The organism is Mucilaginibacter sp. OK098 (genome assembly GCF_900142915.1).
GTDB lineage: Bacteria > Bacteroidota > Bacteroidia > Sphingobacteriales > Sphingobacteriaceae > Mucilaginibacter.
In genome coordinates this window covers 52952-72700 of record NZ_FRCM01000008.1, presented here as the reverse complement: position 1 = coordinate 72700, position 19749 = coordinate 52952, and the positions used below count along the sequence as shown (strand labels likewise).

Genomic DNA, 19749 nt, shown 5'->3' with positions numbered 1-19749 from the left:
CCGCAGGGGCTTGCACCGTGGACCCTGCTAAGACGGTAGTTCAAGCTGATTTGGGTACAGTTTGTTTTCATAAATCTAATTTATGAAAAAGGAGAGAGGGGGCTATATTTTTTCAACAATGGATTGCATATTTTAAAACACGATGCAACATTTGAAGGTTTTACTCATCCTTTACACAGATCTAAAACCTAAAGCTATGCAACACATTAAGCCTTTACTCTTAAACTTGATTTTCCTGCTTTTAACCAGTTCGGCCTTAATGGCGCAGACAAATACAATTCCAGATACATTTGTTTACAGAAAAATAGGCTATGAAACATTAAAAGCATATGTTTTTAAGCCTGTTGGAAAAGGTAAGCACCCGGCAATTTTGCTATTTCATGGAGGAGCCTGGCGTTTGGGTGAAGCAGCATGGACCTTTGACCGGGCAAAACAATTTGCGGAACGGGGAATGGTTGCAATTGCTATAGAGTACCGTTTAGCAAATAACGGCTTAACACCCATTAACGGGGTGGATGATGCCTGTGCCGCTTTTGCCTGGGCGCGCAGCCTGGCTGTTAAGTTGGGGATTGATACAAAAAGGGTTGTTGGTTACGGTGTTTCGGCAGGGGGGCATTTGGTAGCTGCAGCAGCTTTGATCCCGGCCATTAATGGCATTAAAATTCCTGGCAGGGCACGCCCCAATGCATTAATGTTATATTCGCCAGCGCTGAATATGGCGCATGATAATTATTTTGTTGGCCTTATGGCCGGAAAAGGTGATCCGGCCAGTTATTCGCCATCTGAATATATCAGCAAAAAACTCGTCCCGACATTAATAATCCAGGGGGAAAAGGATAGTATCGTTTTTGCAAAGGACGCGACGGCATTCCGCGACGCCGCAGTAAAAGCAGGGGCAAAGTGTATCTTGTTTGTTTACCCCGGAGTTGGCCATTTACTAACCCGGAATTTGAAGATCCAGTATAAGGATTTTGACCCTGACCCGGCAATGGTAGCTGATGCATTTAAGAAGGAAAACGACTTTTTAGTATCCATTGGATACATCCCCAAATGAGTGCTTTTTAATAATAAACGCAATTGTTGCCTGATAATTTAACTTGTTAGAAATAAATCGCATCTTTTTAATAAATAAATTAATGCAATTCATCCTGAACGGGAAGAAAACGGTACTTTTAGCCTGATAAATTATTTATTGAAGATAGCCGATATCTTCAATATTACAGAGCTGACACCATTTAATGAGAGTACCTTATACAAAAGCCATGGCGAGGAAAATTCTTCTTGCCTTTCTTACATTTATTATAGTTCTTTCCATAACGGCGTTCTTTGTACGCAACACTATTAATAAAAAATTAGCAAGTATTTCCAAACTAGCAAGCAACGTTGAAGATGACCGGGCCAAGCCGGAACATGCATTGCTTTTGCTCCATGAGTCGGAAAATGATTTCCAGGAATCCTTATTAAGTGCCAGCAGAAAAAAGAGGGCAGACTATAAAATAAAGCTAACACAGTCTTTTAACGAGATAGATACTTTGCTGAAAGAAAGCGCTGATACAGCACACCTAACTTCGGCACAAGGCAATATGGTAAAGTTATGGTTTCAGAAAAAATTAAAGCTATCAGATAAACTATATGTACTTAAACACAATTTTGATTCCCTGCTTACTGTGTATGCTGATTTCAATAAAGAGGCTGATAAAAATTTAAAAGAATCCGGCACAAATGTAAATGTTAACCAGAGAAGTGTTAATAGCAGTACAGATTCAATCCTGAAAGCCAACAATGCAAAGAAAAAAGGGCTTTTGGGGAGGATAAAAGATGCTATTATAAATAAAAATAACAGTTCTGTTGCTGTTAAGCATAGTAACAACAGCCAAGTAACGGACATTACCACACAGCAAATTTTAACCAAAGACAAAAACCTTTATTCAAAGAAGTTGAAAGAGTTGCAGGAGCGGAACATGGATCTGCTCAATAAGCAGCGGGAGTTGATAGTCGTGAATACCCGGATTAGTAATGAACTGGAACACATCATTAGTGATGTGAAGGAAATTAACTACAAGATGGCGGATGAGTTTAAGCGGGTGGCGCTTAAAAATTACCTGGAAACTACTGTATTATTGAATAAATTTTACCTGGCAGCTTTATCCCTAGTACTGGTATTTGCAATATTACTGATCCTTTTTATAATTGAGCTCAATAAATCTGAACAGCATTTGTGGAAAGAAAATGAACGATCTGTTGCTATAGCCCAGCAAAAAATGGATCTGCTGCTACATATGAGCCACGAGATCCGTAACCCTCTTACCGCCATTAAAGGCTTTCTGTATATCTTCGGTAAATCCAGCTTGTCGCAAAAACAAACGGAAATGCTTGATTCCATAAGCCATTCTTCTGATATGTTGCTGCGTACCCTTAATGATACGCTTGATGCAGCAAAAATGGAAAGCAGCGAGTTTAAAATCAACAATGATCCGTTTAATCCTGATTTTATATTGAAAACGGTTATAGAAAGTATGGAATTCAGTGCAACAAAAAAAGGGTTGACCATTGGATATAACTTTAAAGGGGATAAAGAAGCTGTTTTGCTTGGGGATAGCTTCAGACTTGAGCAGATCATGACCAACCTGCTAAGCAATGCAATAAAATATACCGGCACGGGTGGCGTTACGGTAAACGCTGTGCTGATAGGGGCGGAGAACAGGCTGCAGGTAACCGTTAGCGATACAGGAGCCGGAATTAGTTTAGAACAACAGGCTAAATTGTTCTCAAAGTATTATCAAACCAGCTCTTCAAAAGGTAAAGTAGGAACCGGGCTTGGGTTATTTATTTGTAAACAGTTGGTTGAGATGCAAGGTGGAAAGATCACAGCAAAAAGTAGCCCGGATGCGGGTACCACATTCAGCTTTTTTATCCCCTATCAAAAAAATGACAGTGATGATATTACTAAAAAGGGTACTGACGATCCGCTATTATTACTTAATGGCATAAGTATTTTGGCAGTTGATGACAATGAACTTAATTTAATGTTTCTGAAGATGATGGTGGATAAGTGGAATGTAAAATTTCACCAGGCGACAAATGGAAAAGAAGCATTGGATCTGATTGCTGAAAATGCAATAACGGTTGTTTTAACTGATATTGAGATGCCTGAAATGGATGGCTATGAGCTTTTGGCCGAAATAAAAAAATTAAAAAAACCTTTAAATCAACTACCGGTAATTATGATCAGTGGCGCTGCTGATGGAACAGATGCAAAAAAGTTCCTGAAGAAGGGTTTTTCGGGCATAATAGGCAAACCCTTTAAAGAAGCAGAACTGGTAGAACAACTGGTTAAAGTTCTTAAAAAACAAGCTTAAAAGAGTAGGCTCCGGCGTGGTATAAATATTTCATATACTTTGAAGTCACCGGGAGGACTGATCTTCTTTTGATAGTACTATTTCTGCACTACAACTGCTAAAAACCGGGTTCATTTTTAAATAAAGCTGCTATTTATGGTAACTTAGTTTTCGTTAACTTAAATAAATCTTTATCCCAATGAAAATACCTAAATGCTTACTGTTGCTGATAGTCGTTTTTTTTACTTTTAAAGCCTTTGCAAGGCAAAGTACCGATAGCCTATACCAGGTAAAAGGTTTTGCTATTGCAGCCCCGAGGCCAAATGGCGTAGCCGATTTTGTTAAATTTATTAATGAAGAACTGGCACCGCGGAAGGTAAACACGCTGATCCTGCGGGTTGATTTCAATTACCAATTTAAAAGCCACCCGGAGCTTCGGGATTCTATATGCCTGTCAAAAAGCGATGTCAGAAAGTTGGTTGAGGCTTGTAAAAAGAATGGCATCAGTATTATTCCGCAGATTAATTTGCTGGGGCACCAGTCATGGGCCAGTAAAACCGGGATGCTGTTGAAGGTTTACCCCGAATTTGATGAAAACCCATGGGTAAAAATGCCGGCTACTGCTGCTGAATATAAATGGCCCAATGCCGATGGTTTGTATTGCAAAAGCTATTGCCCGCTTCATCCCGGCGTGCACAAGGTTGTGTTCGACCTGGTGGATGAGATTACTGATGTATTTGAAGCCAAAGCTTTCCATGCAGGCATGGATGAGGTTTTTTATTTGGGCGAGGATAAGTGCCCGCGTTGCGCAGGCCGCGATAAAGCCGTTCTTTTTGCCAACGAGGTACAAACTATCCGTGATCACCTTGCCGGGCAAAACCGCGAGCTGTGGATCTGGGGCGACCGTTTAATTGACGGCAGGACTACAGGTATTGGTGAGTGGGCAGCCAGTTATAATAATACCTATAAAGCCATCGACCTGATCCCCCGCGATGTGGTGATCTGCGACTGGCAATACGATCAGGATAACCAAACTGCAGTTTATTTTGCTATGAAAGGCCTCAGGGTTGTAACCTGTGCCTGGAACCGCCCTCAGGTAGCAGTAAGCCAGGTAGAAAACTTTTACCGTTCACGGGCTATATCAGGTAAGGAGCTTAAAGGGCGTTTTTACGGAATTGCAGAAACTGTATGGTCATCGCCGGTTCAATTTCTTGACGGGTATTACGGAAAAACGGTAAATCCCGCAGCCGGTGATAAAACCCCATGGAACACTTTCAAAGTTATGTTTGATAAGATTGGGCAGCTTGAGCAAACTGCTGAAACTAAATAACAGATCTTAATACAGGTAACTTATAATCAATTTGCTTTATATGTGTAAATTAGCGGTATAACGTAAGGCTGTATATGGTTTTAACTTAGATGCTTAAATAGTAAGATTATATTATCCAGGGAATGAAAACGCAATCAATTATTCCTCACCCTTCAATTGCTGCTTATGTAAGTAACATAGTTGTTATTGAAAATAATAATATCTACCGCGAAGCAATTCTCCCCCTTATTGCTAATGGCTCTCCCAGTATTACTTTCCAGATCACCGATACGGGGCTGATTATAAACAGTAATAAAAACAATAATAACTTAGTGCTTTACGGGCAAAACATTAAACCAATTGAACTCTATACCCGCGGCTATGTTGTTGTTATAGCTTACTTTCTGTATCCGCATATTTTAAAAAATTTGTTTGGAATTGATGCAAAAGAGTTAACAGATATTGGCCTTGATTTAAGCCTTACGGAACCTGCCAGGGAAATGAGCCTGAAAGAACAGCTGCTCAATGCAACTTCTTTAGATAAACGTTTACAGCTGATGAATAGTTATGTGCTAAAACTTTCGGGACTTAATAAACTTAGCATAAACAATCCCATTTCATTTGCTACACAGACTATACAAAAAAGTAAGGGTTTAATATCACTTACCAATGTTCAAAAAGAGCTTTATGTTACCGAACGGACCCTTCAACGATTGTTTGAATTTCATGTAGGTGTTTCACCAAAAACATTTAGCAGAATCTGCCAGTTTCATTCGGCACTTCAGCAACTCAGCCAGAATCAATTTTCGGGGATGGCTGATGTTGCTTATGAAAACGGCTATGCAGACCAAAGTCACCTGATCCGGGCCTTTAATGAATTTACCAATTGCTCACCCCTTGAATATTTAAAACGAGCCTCTGACTTTCCGCGTTGAAAAATTTAAAATTGTCGGATTTGTTCTATCATACAAAATTTGGCTGCCCTTACTTTGTGTTATTAAAAACAAACTAAATCAAATTAAAATGAGAAAGCTAATAGTTTCGGAATGGATTACGCTGGATGGCGTATTTGATGCAGAAAAAATGGGCGAGTGGTTTATGCCATATGACAGTGAATCAAGGCAAGCCTATATCCAGGAGTGCCACAGAACTTGTGATGCTATATTATTTGGACGCAAAACTTATGAGATGCTGGCGCCTTACTGGTCGGCCATGAAGAATAATGAGGACGGGGTGGCAGACAAGCTGAACAGTGTGCCCAAATATGTAGTTTCATCAACGCTTGAAAAAGCCGACTGGAATAACACAATCGTTATTAAAGAAAACATAGCTGAAGAGATCGGCAAGTTGAAACAACTGCCCGGTAATGAAATTATGCTGGAAGGCAGCGGTGAGCTTGTTCAGCTGTTAATGGAGGCTGATCTTGTTGATGAATACAGGTTCATGGTCCATCCCATTATTATTGGGAGCGGAAAGCGTTTATTTAAGGAAGGAATGTATGCTGCCGGTTTGAAGCTTGTTAAAACCCAGCCACTGGAGGGAGGTGTTGTCGTGCTTTATTACCAGTCATCAAAATAATTATAGATTTTTCATAAAGCCGGTGAAAGACCAGTTTTATAAAACAGGAAAGCCAATGAGAATTCATTGGCTTTCCTGTTTTGCAGAAATTATCGCCAGTAAAATAAACTTACAATTATTGCTGCCGAAATATAAGTAAGGCATGAAGCGATTAACAAACCGGCGACAAATTTTTTATCGTAATTAATATAGATAGAGTTGTTAATGGCTGAAACGAAACTGAAACATGCGAAACAGATGAGCCCTAATTTGATATGTGACCACAAACTCCCCGGCAGCACATAATGCGCCCCGATTTTTAGATAAAATAAAGTAAACAGCACACCGAATAAAAGCGATAGCAAAGTACTGTAAGTATAGTTTGAGTAGTTTTCCGGTCGCCAGGTTTGAGGGGTAAGAGCCTGGTATTTATGAAACAAAAAGCCGATAAAAAACCATTCAATAACGGTATTTGCAAAACCAATTGAAATAGCCGACAGGATAAAATGAATTGCTGACATGGTGCTTAAGTTTACATAAAGATAGCATAAGTATCTCAATTTAGGGGCGCTGTTAATTTAATAGTAATATGGAGCCCGCATCAACTCAAATTCCCGTAATTCAAAAGAGTAATTATCACCGGCCTATTGCCATGAATGATACCCCCTGATTTTTAATCCAACTTATCAAATTCTTTATTAAATATCACGATTGGTATTAATATACGATAATTGGCAATTTTTTAATGAATTATAATTATTTCATATTAATTAAAAAACAATCATTATTTGAACATTATGGGGCTTTGTGGCTTTTTTGAGTTTTTTCACCTGTTTATTTTTACGTAAAAATACTTACGTAATTACGTGTAAATACTCTTGTGCACCAATAGGTTAGTAAATAACTTTATTCCAGATAAAAAATTGAAACCTAACTGAACCTGACCAGCGATCCATACAGTGGTCTGTTACTGAATTTAATTATAAATTATCTTTTAGATTGATACAGATATAATTTTTGATATCATATTTTAATTTAATATTAAAATATGATCGCTTTAATATTGGATGTTTAATATTGAGTAACCAATTATACAAGACACAAAGTTTGATAACTTATTAATACAAGTATATGATTCGTACTGCACTTGAATTTATAAAAAAAGAGCTGGAGAACTACATGGTTGACCGGGAGCAAGATCCTTCAATCTATAGTGCCGGTAATGTGGTTGACTTAAAGTCGATTGTTTTACCTAATGGAAATATTAATATAACGGATAGTACGCATGTTACTATAATGCTGGTAAATATAGAGGAAGAAAGGCGGGAAGGTAAGCAATCCTATTATTTGCCAACAGATGACAAAAAGTTTTTAAAACTAAATCCACCGGTTGAGATTGATCTGTTTCTTCTTTTTGTAGCAAACAATTCCGACTATCCTACAGCATTGCGTGACCTTTCGGACGTGATAGAGTTTTTTCAGTCACATTCTGTATTTGACAGCCAGAAATACCCCTCGCTCAATGCATCAGTAACCGACCCTGTTAATAAGGTGTGGCAACTGATTGACAGGTTAAGCTTTAAACTGGTGAGCCTGACATTTGAACAGCAGAACAACCTATGGGGAATGCTGAGTTCCAAATATATGCCGAGTGCAGTTTACCGGGTAAAAATGCTTACTGTGTTTGAAACCAAAAGCGACGATAAGGTTACCGCAATTAGTGAACTTAATTTTGTTGAAAACTGATTTATTATGGCTACAGTAATAGTAAAATATTCAGAATTAGTAACCATGCAGGTTATGCAATTATTTTATAGTAATCAAATATGCGCAAGCTACCAGGCAACTCCCAAATTAGATTTCACTATTGTGCCAACAGCTGAATGTATGGCCTTTATGAAGGCGAAAAATATGGTATTTAAAAATACTGACACAACAGGTGGCTTTGTGGTAATGGCTGGCACATCAGGAAAAAATCTGGCGGGTAATGATCTTTTAAGGAATGCTGTAACCAATGCGGATAAACTTAGCTTTTTCATGCTGCTGCAAAACCCCGCACTGGTTAATTTTGATACCCTGCCAACCCAGTTAAATGCCGGGAATATTTATTACTTCAGTAACCAGGTAAAGGACCTAGCCGCAGCCCGCAATAACCTTCATTTAACAAAAAACGCAACCGGGGTTGACGGCAACGTTGATCAGCTTAAAAAATCTTCTGCTAATTATACATTTAATTTTGCTGGAGTTATAACTGCAAGCAAAGCAAAAGTTAAGCATCTTTTAACCGGTGCTGTAGTTACCGCCAGGTCTGTTATTGTTCAGGGCACCCAGTCAGACATTACGTTTGATCTTTCTTCGCTGCCTTCAGGGTGTTGCCAACTGTTGATCAATAATATTGTGACAGATACATTTTACTTTTTGGGTAGCATGGCTAACCAGCAGGTATTTGGAGTAATAGAGCTTTCGTTATCGGCAAGCTTGTCTGCAAATTACAGAATCGTTGAGCCAGACAGGTCACTTGTTCCTGCAAGGCCAAATTATGTGGCATTGTTCAAAAACCGTCCAACCGTGTGGCGCTATACTATCCAGTTGCAAACCAATAGCCCGCTTTACCTTGAAATGGCCAAACTTACCCCGGTTCAAAAAACGGATTTTATAAAACAACTGGCTATAAGCTCCAATGATACAACCATTAAATTTAAGCTGGCCTCAAGCGCTGATTTAAGCCTGGTATTTGTATCGATGAGCAATATTACCCTGTTTGAAAAATATACATCATCAACAAGCGCAACAAAAGATCCGCTTATAATAACACTAAGCAAATACACAAAAACACCAGCTAAAACAGCAGTTGTAAAAACCAGCCTGCCTTATCCATCAACAGCTATCATTGATTCGGGCAGCCTTCCAACTATTTATTCAGACGTATTTATAACACTTTAAAACCAATAAAAAAAATGGCAAATTACAGATCTCCGGGTGTATATGTAGAGGAAATATCTACCCTTCCACCTTCAATAGCAGAAGTAGAATCTGCTGTTCCTGCTTTTGTAGGCTATACAAGTATAGCTACTAACCTGGTTACAGACGACCTGGCAAAGGTACCTACACCCATCAATAGCATGAGTGATTACGTGCAGTTTTTTGGCGGACCGGATGTTGAAGACCCAACTCATATTACCATTGATGTTGATGAGAAACAATCAGGCGGAAAAACAACGGGTTACAGTGCTGTGATTACCCTTGATTCCGCACATATGAGTCCTCATATTTTATACCATGCAGTAAAGCATTATTTTGCTAATGGAGGTACACGTTGTTACATAACATCTGTTGGAAAATACACCAATTCAATTGCGCTGACCGACCTGGAAGGTGGCTTTGATGCGGTAGGAGCGATAGACGGACCAACAATTTTGTTATGTCCTGAAGCAATCCACCTGGATGCCGACCCTACTACACCCACCAACCTTGGTGCTATAAATCAGTATATGGCTAGTCAGGCAGCAACCCTGGGCGATCGTTTTGCAGTTCTTGATACTGCCAGGCCAACAGTTCCAAAAACATCTGCTTCAATCAGCACTGATCTTAACAATACCATTAACAATATAAATGCAACAGGTGCGGCTCCGTTTGCTTTGCAATACGCAGCAGTTTACTATCCACACCTGGAAACTGTTTATAATTATGCATTTACCTTTGATAATTTGACAATTCACAATTATACAGTGAATGGGGCTACACCTGCTCCGAATCCACGAGCCGGAGCAACAATGCTTTCGCTTAAAACTACTGCCTCAACCTTATACAATTACATCCTGGGCCAGTATCAGAACGTACATATCTCTTTACCGCCTTCAGCTGCTATGGCCGGCGTTTATTGCGGTATTGATAAAAAAATTGGTGTGTGGAAAGCCCCTGCAAATGTTTCCTTAACTGATGTAGTTAAAGCAAACGTTACTGTGGCCAGGATTGATCAGGACCTGATGAATGTAAATGATCAAACCGGTAAATCAGTAAATGCCATATTGAATACGCATGGCTTTGGTACAGTAGTTATGGGCGCACGCACACTTGACGGTAATGATAATGAATGGAGATATATCAATGTACGCCGCTTTTTTATCACTGTTGAACAGTCAATTAAAAATTCAACAGGCATGTTTGTTTTTGAGCCAAACACTTCAGCAACCTGGGTAAAAGTACAGGCCATGATTGAGAATTATCTTTTCATGAAATGGCGCGATGGCGCATTAGCCGGTGCAAAACCAGAGCAGGCGTATTTTGTAAATATTGGCCTTGGCAGCACAATGACATCTGTTGATATTTTAGAAGGAAGGCTTATCATCCAAATCGGGATGGCTGTAGCACGTCCGGCCGAATTTATCATTATGCAGTTTGAGCAAATGTTGCAAACCTCGTAATAACAAGTAATAAATAGTATTTCAAATTATTGTAAAACATAAAAACTACAAAAATGGCAAATTATCCATTACCAGTCTTCCATTTCAGTGTTTCATTGGGCGGCGGTGCACCTATTGGTTTCTCAGAAGTAAGCGGGCTTTCACAAGAAGTTCAAGCTATTGAATACAGAGATGGCTTAATGTCATCAACTACATTATCACTACAACGCCAGGGGCTTTCAAAGGCTCCTCATATAACCATTAAAAAGGGCATGGTTACCAGTGATAACTTGCTTTTTGATTGGCTGAATAATGCTGGAAACCCAGGCGTTGACCGCAGGGACCTGACTATTACATTGTTAAATGATGAAAATAACCCTGTTTTTGTTTGGAGCATAGCACAAGCATGGCCTGTGAAAATTGACGGGCCTGGATTAAAAGCTACCGGCAACGAAATAGCTATCGAATCTTTAGAGCTTGTTCACGAAGGCATTTCAAGGAAAGTAGCATAACAACATGGCAACCTATTATCCACCGGCAGGCTTTCACTTCAAAGTTGAATTTGTTGGAGTAAGCGGCGCTGACAGTGATACTGAACAGCGTTTCCAGGAGGTTAGTGGTTTATCGGTAGAAATTGAAACTGAAGAATTACGCGAAGGCGGGGAGAACAGGTTTGTATATAAGTTCCCAAAAAGGGCGAAATATCCAAATCTGATTCTGAAAAGAGGATTGTTAAAAGGAACAGCCCTGCTCGCATGGTTCAAATCGGCACAAAACACCTATTTCACTGTGCCGATTTACGATTTCAAGCCTGCTGATATTATGATAACGTTACTGGATGATGCAGGCCAGCCCTATGCTGTTTGGAATGTGGTGCAGGCTTATCCTCTAAAGTGGTCTACATCTGACTTTAAATCAACTGATAATTCGGTTGTAGTGGAAACTATAGAACTGGCCTATCAATATTTTGAACGAAAAATGTAAAAGCTATGCCTGTACAGATCAATGAAATAATTATCAGGGCGGTTGTTAACCCGGCCCCGGCGAACAACAGTAACAGCAGTCAGCCCTCGCAGGCGGGCAGCAAAGTTGCGGAATATGAAGCCATACAAAAAGTATTAGAAATTATTAAAGAAAAACAAGAACGCTGATGGATACTCAAAGTGCGGCAATGTTGCCCTTTAACCTTAAGATCTTACAAACAGACGAGAACGGGATACCTAAGCTTGCTGTACCTTTTTTGGCTATGTTCAATCCGGAAAATATAGCCATTAGTGAAAATATTGTTTATGATAGTGATGCGCCAACCGGCCAGTCGGGAGTTGATCCCCATTTTTTAAGGGTAGACCCCCGTACATTTACGATAGAACTGACACTTGACGGCACCGGTGTAAATACAAACGGTGTAAAAATACCGGTAACCGCGCAGGTAATTCTTTTCAGGCTGGCAACAACATCAATTAGTGGCGACATTCACAGGCCAAATTACCTGTTGCTGCAATATGGTTTGTTTATCTGCAATTGTGTATTAACCAGCTCAACGGTAACCTATACCATGTTTGACATGTTTGGCCTTCCTATAAGGGCAAAGATCAGCGCTTCATTTACCGAGCGTACAACCAGCCTGGGCAATATCCTGAACATGCTTTCATCGCCTGATCTTACGCATTCTGTGCAAGTAAAAGAGGGAGACCTGCTGCCACTATTAACCAATCAGGTATATAAAGACCAACGTTACTACCTGCAGGTGGCAAAAGTTAATAAGCTTAAAAACTTCAGGAAATTACAGGCGGGAAGCACCCTTATTTTTCCGCCCATTTCAAAATAAATAAGAGTATAAAATATTAATAACCGATAAAGACATGTTAGACAGTTTACCACCGGGAGCACCGCAATCAACAGTTGTAGCCAGCCAGACAGTACTTATTAATGGCACTGCATTGGGTACAAACGTTGCGCTTTTAACTATACTGGTAAATAAAACCTTTAATAAGGTGGCTTACGCAAAACTTGTTTTTGTTGACGGTTCTGCATCTGATGCCGATTTTCCGCTTAGCGATGATGATACTTATAAACCTGGCAGCCAGGTTGAGGTACAGTTGGGTTACCAGGGGTTGGTGAATACTGTATTTAAAGGAATAATTGTTAAGCATGCTATTAAAGCCACTCAAAAAGGGAGCTCAATGCTTATAGTTGAAGCCAAAGACACTTCAATAAAGCTTACGGCTAACCGTAAAAGCGCTTATTACATTGATCAAAAGGATAGTGATGTAATAAGTACGCTTGCCGGCAATGCAGGTTTGGATACAGACCTTGATACGACTTCGGTATCTCACCCTCAGTTAGTGCAATTTGACTCTACCGACTGGGATTTTATTGTAACCCGTGCCGAGGCCAATGGAATGCTCGTTTTAACAGATGACGGTAAATTGGTTATTAAAAAGCCAACAGCGGGCACCTCTGTGCTAACGGCAACATACGGGCAAACTATTTTTGAGTTTGAAGCCGAAATGGATGCCCGCAGGCAACTTTCCGGTGTTTCAGGCATTTCATGGGATTATACCCAACAACAGCTGGAACAATCAGACCCAGGCGATTCCTCGTTTGCTGATAATGGCAATATTTCTATAGATGATATAGGCGGTGTAATAGGTGCGCAGGTAAAACTTAACCATGCGGGACATTTAACCCAACCGCAATTGCAGGACTGGGCCGATGCTTATGCTATGCGGAACCACCTTTCAAAGAATGTGGGACGGGTACGCATCCAGGGAAATTCAACTGTAAAACCAGGTACAATGATCACCCTTGGAGGGGTGGGCGACCGGTTTAACGGCGATGTATTTGTCAGTGGCGTTCAGCATATTTTTGATGGCACCTGGCTTACTGATATCCAGTTTGGCTGGAACGAAGACCTTTTTTACTGGAAAGAAAAAGTAATGGATAAGCCGACCTCGGGTTTACTGCCTGGCATAAATGGGTTGCTTATAGGTACAGTTTTAGATGTTGACGATGCTGATGCCGGCCAGTACCGGGTAAAAGTACAGGTGCCCACCATTACATCAGGTAATGAAGGGATGTGGGCCAGGGTAGCAACCCTTGATGCCGGTGCAAACAGGGGCGTGTATTTCAGGCCGCAGGCATCAGATGAGGTTGTACTTGGCTTTTTGAATGATGATCCGCGTGAGCCGATTATACTCGGATACCTGCATAGCAGCAGCTCAAAACAATCACCCCTGCCTGTAGATTCAGGTGCGGAGCAATATGGGTTTGTGACCAAAGAAGGTGTTAAGCTGATTTTTGACGACACTAATAAGCGGCTTACTTTATCTGTGACCACTGCAACAGGCGAAAAATCAGTGATTTTAAATGACGATTCAGGTGCTTTTGTGATGACGGATGAAAATCAGAACAGCATAAAAATGGACTCAAGCGGAATTACCATAGAGGCAGGAATGGGAAATGTGACTATAAAAGGCACGATGGTAATGATTAATTAAATAGGAGAATAAACAATATAAACATATGCCACCAGCAGCCCGCGTAACCGACAATCATGTATGCCCGATGACGAATCCGCCACCGACACCGACTCCACACACAGGCGGGCCTATTTTACCGCCGGGAATTCCAACGGTTTTAATTGGCGGAATGCCGGCGGCAACAGTTGGAAATATGTGTACCTGCGCAGGGCCGCCTGATAGCATTATAATGGGATCTGCTACGGTAATGATAAGTGGTAACCAGGCTGCCCGGGTAGGTGATTCAACAGCACATGGCGGCAGCATAGTTGCAGGCTGCCTTACAGTTTTAATTGGAGGTTGATTTTTAAATATTTGAACAATGGCTATAACAGACCAATCATTTTTAGGAACAGGGTGGAGCTTTCCCCCAACTTTTCGCAGAGAGTCATATACTGTTGATATGCTGGTTAATGAACCGGATGTACGCAGCAGCATAGAGATAATTTTGTCAACCATAACAGGTGAAAGGATTATGCTGCCAACCTTTGGATGCAATTTGCAGCCTCACGTTTTTGATGCGATGAATGCGCCTAACATTGCTATGATCCAAAAAATAGTTAATGACGCGCTTGTGTATAACGAACCACGGATCATAGTGGAAAGCGTAACAGCTACGCCTGATCAGAACGGAGGTGTGTTACAGATCGACATTCAATATACCATCATAACAACTAATACGCGCTATAATTATGTTTATCCATTTTATATCAGCGAAGCAACAAATATTTCAACGTGAAAGTGGTTCTGGTCGAATCAATATAATTATTTACAAAAACGGCTTTAAAGCCAACATCAAAAATACGCTAAAATGGAAAACTGTAATTGCCATAACGAAATAATCCTGAAAGGTTCAGGCCAGTTAGAGCGTTATCTTAAAGCCCTGGATCCGGCCTATGTATCAATTGATGGCCGCAGTATTGAAGACCTGCTGGTATTTGCAGCAGGGTATGCCGATCAGATCAGGTTTTATGACATGCCTGATAGCCCGCTTGCAGATATAAATAAAGCAAGCTGGTCAGAGTTTTTTAAAAGAGATATGGCTGTTATTGCAGCTTCTATTGCTACGGTTAACCTTGATCAGATAAAAAACGATTATAACGATACCAGCAATAAAATACTGGCCGGGCCTACTACTGATTTGTATGCGTCATTGTTTACGCATATAGCTGCAATTGCGGTAAAAATAGATCAATGGTACTCAATAGCAATTCCTGAAAATCCTTTATACGCAGATATAAACCTGGCAATTCAATCATCACTTAGCGCCGAACTTAAAAAAGCTGTAGCTTATGAAGAAGGATTTATTGTAGTTGATTCAAAAACCGTATTGAACATTGATTATACTAAAATTTTAAACCAGGATGAGTGGGGCTTGAGTGATAAGATTGACCCTGAATTTGATATTTACAATGGTATAACACCTGAGGATAAGATCCTGAATGCTGTTCCTTATGTAGATGATGTTTTTCATGCTTTTTTTGGGGTTATCAGCAATATTGTTAATCAGTCAACAAGTTATATTGATTTTGCTTTAACGCAATATCCGGCCCATCAGCCTTATATGGCATTGTTTATTACCTTTTTAAAGATCTTTAACCTGGCACAGCAGCAAATGAATGGGCTTACCGGTAAAATGCTTGATTTTTACTATCGTGATATACTGCGGCTTGAGGATAAACCATCCGTACCTGACAAGGCTTTTGTAGTTTTTGAATTAGCAAAAAACGTTGCCGAATATGACCTGACCCAGGGAACATCATTAAGCGCAGGTAAGGATGCATCAGGCAAAGACCAGGTGTATAAAACCGAAAACGATTTTGTTATTAACCAGGCCACCGTTAAAGAGCTTAAAAATATATTTATACTTAAAACACCTGCCGATGCGGATGAAAAGCTTAAAAACATTGATGTTATATACGCAAACCCCGTAGCCAACTCAAAAGATGGGTATGGCGAAAAATTTACTGTGCCCAACCCAAAATGGCCAACTTTTGATAATGGTGTGCTAAACACGCCCATAGTTAAAAATATTTGTGAATTTATCAGCAAAAAGGAGATTGAACTAAGCACAAAAAATAAAGCCGCAATAGGTTTTGCCATAGCATCGCCGCAGTTGGTATTGCAGGGAGGCAACAGGCTTATAAAGATTGCAATAGATGCGCTTAGTAAAACCACCAGCTTAAATAATATAAAAATAGCATTAACCGGCGAAAAAGGGTGGTTAGCTGTTGACCAACCTATAGTAAATGGTAAAGATTGGCTTGAAAAGTTAATTAATACAGGCTCTTTTGATACCAGCTTGGTAAGTACTACAGGTTATGTTTTTGTTGATGGAGCAATATATATATACCTGCCCGTTGTAGAGCAGGGCATCATTGCGTTTAATGCCAAGCTTCATACCGGGAATACTTTTAACACAAATTACCCGGTAGCACAGATTCTTATCGGGCCTGATATTGGCTTATCGGCTGCTATGTATAAAAAATTAACCGTTACCACGCTTTCAATAGCTGTACGGGTAGGGTCAATAAATCTCGCCAATACACCAACTAGCCCTAAAGGCGATGTTTTGGTTCAGCATTTTGACGGGTTAAAAAAACTTGTAATTCAAAATGATACTGCCACAGCTACCCCCGGTAAAGCATTTGATCCATTTACCACAACGCCAACACTCGGCACCTCTTTCTACATTGGCAGCGATGAAGTGTTTAATAAACCGCTTGGCCAGCTTGCCTTAAATATCACGAAAACTCAGGATGGATTAATACAATATGAGGACGAAGGTGATATGCCTGCCGAATATAATATAAGTGTGCTGAGCAACAATGACTGGATGAACCTGGTAGATTATACGGGAGGGCAGTTTACGCAAGCAAGCCTTACGTTTAATATTTTAAACCAGAGCACGTCTACTCCCGGTGCAACCTACACCCCTCCTGATACTATAAGTATTGACAGAACTCCGATTGAATATTTCCCAAAATATGATATTAATGCCGATAAGGGTTTTTTAAGGATAGATAATGTTTTTGGTCCTGATTCAGATAATTATAGAGATATCCAGTCGCGCTTAAACATTGCGCCCCGGTTACAAATAAAAATTATATCGGTTAGTTATATTTCAAACCTAACAGCCCTTGACCCCCAGGTAGATCAATTTTTTCATGTTTACCCGTTTGGAATAGTAGAAACTACCATTGATCTTCCTATCTATAACGACGACAGAAAGACCTATAAGAATAATCTTTTAAATGAAAATTTAGCACGCGGCATAATAAAAAACCCTTTAATGGTTGATGCCAATGACGCTCTTTTACCCCAGTTTACCTATTTAAACCCAAACATCAAGTATCAAAATGCGCTTTTAAGTAAAGTTGCTGATAATACACAATACATAGATCCGGATAAGAAGTTTCCTACTTTAACCGGCGACAGGAGATTAAACCAGCTGATATTGGAATCGAGCGGGTTAGATGAAGAGATCAATGGGGGGAATAACCAATATTCGGCACTGATTCAGGAAGAAGGGCAATTATTTATCGGTGTGCAAAATTTACAGCCGCTGCAAACCCTTTCATTGCTTTTTGAATTTGCCGATGGCAGCGCAATTGATGAAGATGATGACCCGCCGGTAATAAACTGGTCGTACCTGATCTATAATGAATGGCGGCCATTAAAAGCCGAAAACCTGGTATCAGACAGCACTTACGGTTTTCAGACAACCGGAATTGTTAAGCTTGATGTTCCGGGTGATGCAAATAGCAACCATACTATAATTACGGACGGCTTACATTGGTTTTGTGCAAGCGTAACCTCTGGCTCCAAGTGTATTCCGCAATTAATTGATGTTATAGCACAAGCAACAGAAGTGCAATTTTATGACCAGGGAAATAGCCAGCAGCATTTTGATAATGCACTGCCTGCGGGTACTATCAGTAAATTGTCAGTTGCGGTAGCACAGATAAGCAAAGTACAGCAGCCATTTGCATCGTTTGATGGAAAACATAAAGAAGTTGGAAAAGAATATTATACCCGCGTAAGCGAAAGGTTACGCCATAAAGGCCGGGCTGTAACCAGCTGGGACTACGAACACCTGGTGTTAGACCGCTTTCCGAATGTTTTTAAAGTAAAATGTGTTACCAATACCGATCCTGGTTGTGTTTGCCGTAAACCGGTGACACACAGGGAGCATTTAGGAAAAATTAAATGCTGCGGCCCGGTATCGGCAACAGGCAATGTACTTATAGTTCCGGTTCCAAATCTTAAAAACGATAATGCAGCAAACCCGTTGCAGCCTAAAACAAGCAGGTTAACCTTAATTGAAATAGTAAATTACTTAAGCGGCCTTACTTCACCATTTGTAAAGGTACATGCCCGTAACCCGGTGTATGAGCAGGTGATCGTGTTTTTTAGGGTGAAATTTTTAAGCGGGATTGATAAAGGGTATTATCTGAAAAAGTTGAATGATGAAATTGTTCAATACTTAACCCCCTGGGCTTTTGATCAAACCATTGAGGCTGATTTCGGACAAAAAATCTATGCATCGGCAATTATCAACTTTATTGAGCAGAGGCCTTATGTTGATTTTATAACAGATTTTTTAATGGGGGTTTGCCGTGACGAATGCTGCCCGCCAAAACAACACAATGCACAAAAAGTAACCAATAAAGATTTTGTTGCCGCATTGGATACCGTATCAGGATGTAATGATATTGAAGTGTTTTTAAAAGATCAGGGTTATTTTATAGGGGATGTAATTGCAAAGCCATCATCTCAGGTATCGCTGCTGGTATCGGCCCCTAAACATATCATATTGCTTTATGATGAACCGACAGAGCTAACCCCTTGTGAAAAAAGATTGATGGCCAAACCGCCCGTAGCAAGATTACCGATAGATACGTTTCACCCGGGAACAGGTGTGAGTATAGTAACGGAAGCCCCGAGGCCGGCCGGAGGCACCATAGTTGCAACTGCACCCGGGGTAACATCTGTTGCTATTAATAAAGCGGTAGATGAAAAGGGCATGGCCGAAATAGCAGCGCCAGCCGCAAATACAGCAATACCTGCCATAGCCGAGGATAAAGTAATTGCTGTACCGGCACCTGCTGAAAGTGTGGTTGAGACAGGGGTTGTAGCCGAAAAAGCAGCAGCACCGGAAATTACCGCCGCTAAAACAGCGGATACAACAGTTACAGCGGAAAAAACCACAGAGAATTTAACACCTGCTGTTCAGGTAGCAAGTACAACAAATTTAGCCGAAAATGTTTCAGATCCGGCCAGCGCCGTTGCTACAGCTGCTGATACTACGCCAACTGCTGATGCAGCTGCTGTTGATAATAACACGGAAGCAATCACTGCAACTGATAAGACATCGGAGATGGAAAAAATATCCGAGAAAATTGAAGATGCAATTATCGGGATCGATAAAGTTTTGAAAGATCAAACCAGCAAATTTACCACTAAGGGTAAAGCTGCGGTAAAAAAGGCTGAGGATTTTTTTAAAAGTGTGGTTAAAGGTAAATCAGCAGACCCGGCCCCAACCAATGATCAGCCTGCGAATGATACTACTGATCCTGCTAAAAGCCCTGATAATAAAACAACTTAACAAATAATGTACA

At 40.4% G+C, this 19749-nt stretch carries 17 protein-coding genes; 16 read left to right on the top strand and 1 reads right to left on the bottom strand.

Translation table 11 applies throughout. The features are described from left to right. The first annotated feature begins 196 nt into the window (after positions 1 to 196). The 5 genes from BUE31_RS24725 (at position 197) to BUE31_RS24705 (ending at position 6225) form a co-directional block, all read left to right on the top strand. Positions 197 to 1054, top strand: coding sequence for an alpha/beta hydrolase (locus tag BUE31_RS24725; RefSeq protein WP_073406548.1), 858 nt, complete (start codon positions 197 to 199; stop codon positions 1052 to 1054). A gap of 208 nt (positions 1055 to 1262) precedes the next feature. Further along, positions 1263 to 3359, top strand: coding sequence for a hybrid sensor histidine kinase/response regulator (locus tag BUE31_RS24720; RefSeq protein ID WP_234997902.1), 2097 nt, complete (start codon positions 1263 to 1265; stop codon positions 3357 to 3359). Positions 3360 to 3537: 178 nt separating this feature from the next. After that, the gene (locus BUE31_RS24715) at positions 3538 to 4668 is read left to right on the top strand and encodes a family 20 glycosylhydrolase (protein WP_073406546.1); all 1131 of its coding nucleotides are present in this window, start codon (positions 3538 to 3540) and stop codon (positions 4666 to 4668) included. A gap of 122 nt (positions 4669 to 4790) precedes the next feature. Continuing rightward, complete coding sequence (locus BUE31_RS24710) at positions 4791 to 5582, top strand: helix-turn-helix domain-containing protein (RefSeq protein WP_073406545.1); 792 nt, start codon at positions 4791 to 4793, stop codon at positions 5580 to 5582. 88 nt (positions 5583 to 5670) lie between these two features. Continuing rightward, a complete protein-coding gene (locus BUE31_RS24705) occupies positions 5671 to 6225 on the top strand; it encodes a dihydrofolate reductase family protein (RefSeq protein WP_073406544.1) in 555 nt (184 codons plus the stop codon). A gap of 89 nt (positions 6226 to 6314) precedes the next feature. Here BUE31_RS24705 and BUE31_RS24700 read toward each other — a convergent pair whose 3' ends face one another. Next, positions 6315 to 6725 (bottom strand): hypothetical protein, encoded by a 411-nt coding sequence (locus tag BUE31_RS24700; RefSeq protein ID WP_073406543.1) that lies wholly within the window; start codon positions 6723 to 6725, stop codon positions 6315 to 6317. 610 nt (positions 6726 to 7335) lie between these two features. Here BUE31_RS24700 and BUE31_RS24695 point away from each other — a divergent pair. The 11 genes from BUE31_RS24695 to BUE31_RS24650 all read left to right on the top strand — a co-directional run bounded on the left by BUE31_RS24695 (position 7336) and on the right by BUE31_RS24650 (position 19736). Then, a complete protein-coding gene (locus BUE31_RS24695; RefSeq protein ID WP_073406542.1) occupies positions 7336 to 7950 on the top strand; it encodes a Pvc16 family protein in 615 nt (204 codons plus the stop codon). A 6-nt stretch (positions 7951 to 7956) separates the two neighbouring features. After that, positions 7957 to 9147, top strand: a complete 1191-nt coding sequence (locus BUE31_RS24690; RefSeq protein ID WP_073406541.1) for a hypothetical protein — start codon at positions 7957 to 7959, stop codon at positions 9145 to 9147. Between the two features lie 14 nt (positions 9148 to 9161). Beyond that, positions 9162 to 10628, top strand: coding sequence for a phage tail sheath family protein (locus BUE31_RS24685; RefSeq protein WP_073406540.1), 1467 nt, complete (start codon positions 9162 to 9164; stop codon positions 10626 to 10628). Between the two features lie 53 nt (positions 10629 to 10681). Beyond that, positions 10682 to 11119, top strand: coding sequence for a phage tail protein (locus BUE31_RS24680; protein ID WP_073406539.1), 438 nt, complete (start codon positions 10682 to 10684; stop codon positions 11117 to 11119). A 4-nt stretch (positions 11120 to 11123) separates the two neighbouring features. After that, positions 11124 to 11591, top strand: a complete 468-nt coding sequence (locus BUE31_RS24675) for a phage tail protein (RefSeq protein WP_073406538.1) — start codon at positions 11124 to 11126, stop codon at positions 11589 to 11591. A gap of 5 nt (positions 11592 to 11596) precedes the next feature. Then, complete coding sequence (locus tag BUE31_RS31185) at positions 11597 to 11758, top strand: DUF5908 family protein (RefSeq protein WP_159440742.1); 162 nt, start codon at positions 11597 to 11599, stop codon at positions 11756 to 11758. Next, entirely contained in the window at positions 11758 to 12435 is a 678-nt protein-coding gene (locus BUE31_RS24670; protein WP_073406537.1) for a CIS tube protein, read from the top strand. Before BUE31_RS31185 ends, BUE31_RS24670 begins: the two co-directional genes overlap by 1 nt. 34 nt (positions 12436 to 12469) lie before the next feature. Beyond that, positions 12470 to 14107, top strand: coding sequence for a type VI secretion system tip protein VgrG (gene vgrG / locus BUE31_RS24665; RefSeq protein WP_073406536.1), 1638 nt, complete (start codon positions 12470 to 12472; stop codon positions 14105 to 14107). 25 nt (positions 14108 to 14132) lie between these two features. Next, positions 14133 to 14432: a PAAR domain-containing protein gene (locus tag BUE31_RS24660; protein WP_073406535.1), complete on the top strand. Its 300-nt coding sequence runs from the start codon at positions 14133 to 14135 to the stop codon at positions 14430 to 14432. Positions 14433 to 14450: 18 nt separating this feature from the next. Beyond that, positions 14451 to 14867: a GPW/gp25 family protein gene (locus BUE31_RS24655; RefSeq protein ID WP_073406534.1), complete on the top strand. Its 417-nt coding sequence runs from the start codon at positions 14451 to 14453 to the stop codon at positions 14865 to 14867. Between the two features lie 72 nt (positions 14868 to 14939). After that, positions 14940 to 19736 (top strand): hypothetical protein, encoded by a 4797-nt coding sequence (locus BUE31_RS24650; protein WP_073406533.1) that lies wholly within the window; start codon positions 14940 to 14942, stop codon positions 19734 to 19736. Positions 19737 to 19749 lie beyond the last annotated feature (13 nt).